The organism is Kineococcus arenarius subsp. arenarius, assembly GCF_050871845.1.
Classification (GTDB): Bacteria; Actinomycetota; Actinomycetes; order Actinomycetales; family Kineococcaceae; genus Kineococcus.
In genome coordinates, this window is the sequence record NZ_JBJLSE010000175.1 from 1 (window position 1) to 3,077 (window position 3,077).

General features: G+C 76.0%; 2 protein-coding genes. One reads left to right on the forward strand and one right to left on the reverse strand.

Going from position 1 to position 3,077, the window contains the following annotated elements; all coding sequences use genetic code 11:
- Positions 1–95: 95 nt before the first annotated feature.
- Positions 96–2,018: a diguanylate cyclase domain-containing protein gene (locus ACRYM0_RS20645; protein ID WP_432507722.1), complete on the forward strand. Its 1,923-nt coding sequence runs from the start codon at positions 96–98 to the stop codon at positions 2,016–2,018.
- A gap of 4 nt (positions 2,019–2,022) precedes the next feature.
- Here ACRYM0_RS20645 and ACRYM0_RS20650 read toward each other — a convergent pair whose 3' ends face one another.
- Positions 2,023–2,847 (reverse strand): aldo/keto reductase, encoded by an 825-nt coding sequence (locus tag ACRYM0_RS20650; protein ID WP_432507723.1) that lies wholly within the window; start codon positions 2,845–2,847, stop codon positions 2,023–2,025.
- Between the last annotated feature and the right edge of the window lie 230 nt (positions 2,848–3,077).

Sequence of the window (3,077 nt, forward strand, 5' to 3'; positions counted from 1 at the left end):
GTGGGTGGTGGTGGTGGGGGTGGCGGGGGTGGGGCGGGTGGGGTTCACCCGGACGGAGGGCTCAAGTCCCGCTCCGCACCTGCCGATGAGGGCGCATGAGCACCACGACGCACCGTCACGACGACGGCCTGCACCTCGCCCGGGCGGGGGAGGTGGACGGCGCCGGGGATCGGAGGGGATCCCGGCGCCCCGTCTCCCCCCGTTCGGCGGGGCTGCGCCTGGCCGTGACGACGGCGGTGCTCGTGGGGGCCCTGATCGCCCTGTCCGCGCTGGTCCCGGGGACCGGCGCGCCGTCCACCGCGGTGTGGTGGCCGGCTGCGGGGGCGGCGCTGGCCCTGGCGGTGCGCCGCCCGTCCCGGCGGTGGTGGTGCGTCGCCGGGACGCTGGCCGGCAGCGCCCTGTCGCTGCGCGCCCTGGGTCTGGAGGCCCCGGCGACGGCGGTGCTCGCCAGCGCGCAGGCGCTGCAGTGCGCCGTCGGGGCGTCGGTGACGGCCGTGCTGACCGGGGGGCGGCCGGTGCGGATGCGCACCACGCGCGACGCCTGGCACCTGGCGGCCGGTGCGGGGGCGGGCGTGGCCGCGTCGAGCGTGCTCGTGCACTCCACGCCGGAGTTCGGCGGGGTGCTGGCGTACGCGCCCGCGCAGCTGTTGGGGGTGCTGCTGGTGGCGCCGCTGCTGCTGCCCGCCGGTGCACCGCGCGCCGTGGACCGGCGCACCCGGGCCGCGCGCACCGAGTGGGCCGCGGCGATGGCGGTGTCCGCGGCCGTGGCCGTGGCGCTGTTCTGGCGGCTGGACGCCGGGCCGTGGTCGTTCCTGGTGGTGGTGCCGGTGCTGTGGGGCGCGGCGCGCCTGGGGCTGGGGCGGGCCCTGACCTGCCTGCTCGTGGTGGCGGTGGTGGCCACCACCGGCACCGGCACCGGCACCGGCCTGGGCTCCTACGCGGACTTCCCGCTGCACGCCCGCACCGGCGTGCTGCAGGCGCTGCTGTTCACCTGCGGGGCGGTGACGATGGTGATGTCGCTGGTGGTGCGGGCCCGCGAGCGCGCGGTGGTGGAGGCCGGCCGGCGCGAGGAGCTGTTCCGCCGCACCTTCGACGACGCCCTGCTGGGGGTGGCGCTGCTGCGGCTGCGCGCCGACGGCACCGCGGTCGTCGCGCGGGTCAACGACCGGCTGGCCTCGATGCTCGGGCACGACGTGCCGGTCGGCTCCGACTGGTCGCAGCAGGTCCACGACGAGCACCGCGAGGCGTTCACGGCGGCCGTGCACGGCATGGTCGAGCAGGTGCGCGCCGGGCAGAGCGCCCACTGGCACGCCGAGGTGCAGCACGGCGACGGCGACGTGTGGCTGGAGCTGGCGGCGTCGGCGTGGCCGACCTCCCGCGAGGACGGCCGCGACGGCGAGGTCGCCGCGGTGGTGCAGGTCGCCGACGTCACGCAGCGGCGGCTGGTGCAGCGCCGGCTGCGCGAGGCCGCGCTGCACGACGCGCTGACCGGGCTGGCGAACCGCACGCTGCTGGAGGACCGGCTGCGCCTGGCCCTGGGCGCGGCGGGCCGCTCGGGTCGGCAGGTGGCGCTGCTGTACTGCGACCTGGACGACTTCAAGCCCGTCAACGACACCGGCGGCCACGCCGCCGGCGACCACGTCCTCATCGGGGTGGCGCAGCGGCTGAGCTCGGCGGTGCGCCCCGGCGACACGGTGGCGCGCATCGGCGGCGACGAGTTCGCCGTGGTGTGCCCGGACCTGCCGGACCCCTCGGCCGCCGAGGCGGTCGCCGAGCGGATCGTCGCGGCGATGGCCGAGCCGTTCCCGGTGGCGGGGTGGAGCTTCCCCGTCGGCATCAGCGTGGGCCTGTCCATCGCCCAGCGGGGCGCGGACGCGCAGCGGGTGCTGCAGGAGGCCGACGCGGCGATGTACGAGGCGAAGTCCGCCAAGGGCGAGCCGGGCGGTCGCGGCGGCCGGGTGCGCACGGGCGGCCGGCGCGTGGTGGACCTGCGCGCTGCCGAGCGCGGGGGGCGCTGAGCGCTCAGCCGAAGGTGTCGGGGTCGGGGCCGGTGCGCTGGTCGCGGTTCAGGGCGTTCAGGGCCGCGACCTGCTCGTCGCTGAGGCTGAAGCCGAACACGTCGATGTTGCTCTCGATGCGGGAGGGGGTCACCGACTTGGGGATGACGACGTTGCCCAGCTGCAGGTGCCAGCGGATGACGACCTGGGCGGGTTCGCGGCCGACCTCGGCGGCGATGCGGGTGACGACGGGGTCGGAGAGCAGTTCCCCGCCGCGCGCCAGGGGGCTCCACGCCTCGGTGGCGATGCCGTGCTCGGCGTGGAAGGCGCGCAGGTCCTCCTGCACGAGGTACGGGTGCAGCTCCACCTGGTTCACGGTGGGCACGATGTCCGTCTCGTCCATCAGCTTGCGCAGGTGGGTCTTCTGGAAGTTGGAGACGCCGATGGTGCGGATGCGCCCGTCGCGGTGCAGCTCCTCGAAGGCCTTCCAGGTCTCGACGTAGTCGTCGCGCTGGGTGGGCCAGTGGATGAGGTACAGGTCCAGGTGCTCCAGCTGGAGCTTGGCCATGCTCTCGTCGAAGGTGCGCAGCGTGGCGTCGCGGCCGTGCCGCTCGTTGGGCAGCTTGGTGGTGATGAACACCTCCTCGCGGGGCACGTCGGTCACGCGCAGCGCGTCGCCGACGCCGGCCTCGTTGCCGTACCCGGCGGCGGTGTCGACGTGCCGGTAGCCGGCGCCGAGGGCGGTGAGGACCACCTCGGCGGTCTGCTCCTGCGGGACCTGCCACACCCCCAGACCGAGCTGCGGGATCTCCACCCCGTCGTGCAGGGTCAGGTTCGGGACTGCGGGCACGTCGTCTCCTCCATCGTCCGGGCGGGGTCGGCCCCGACGCTACGGCTGCGCGTCCCGCGGCGCACCCCGCCCCTCCCCCACCCCGCCCGCCACCGCCCGACCTCCGCCCAGCCCCACGGTGATCAAGGAAGTTGCAACTTCCTTGTTCACCGTGGGAGGGGGGGGGTCAGGAGCGGGCCGTGAGCAGTTCCACCCAGCGGCGCACCACCGGCTGGTCGGCCGGGCCGGGG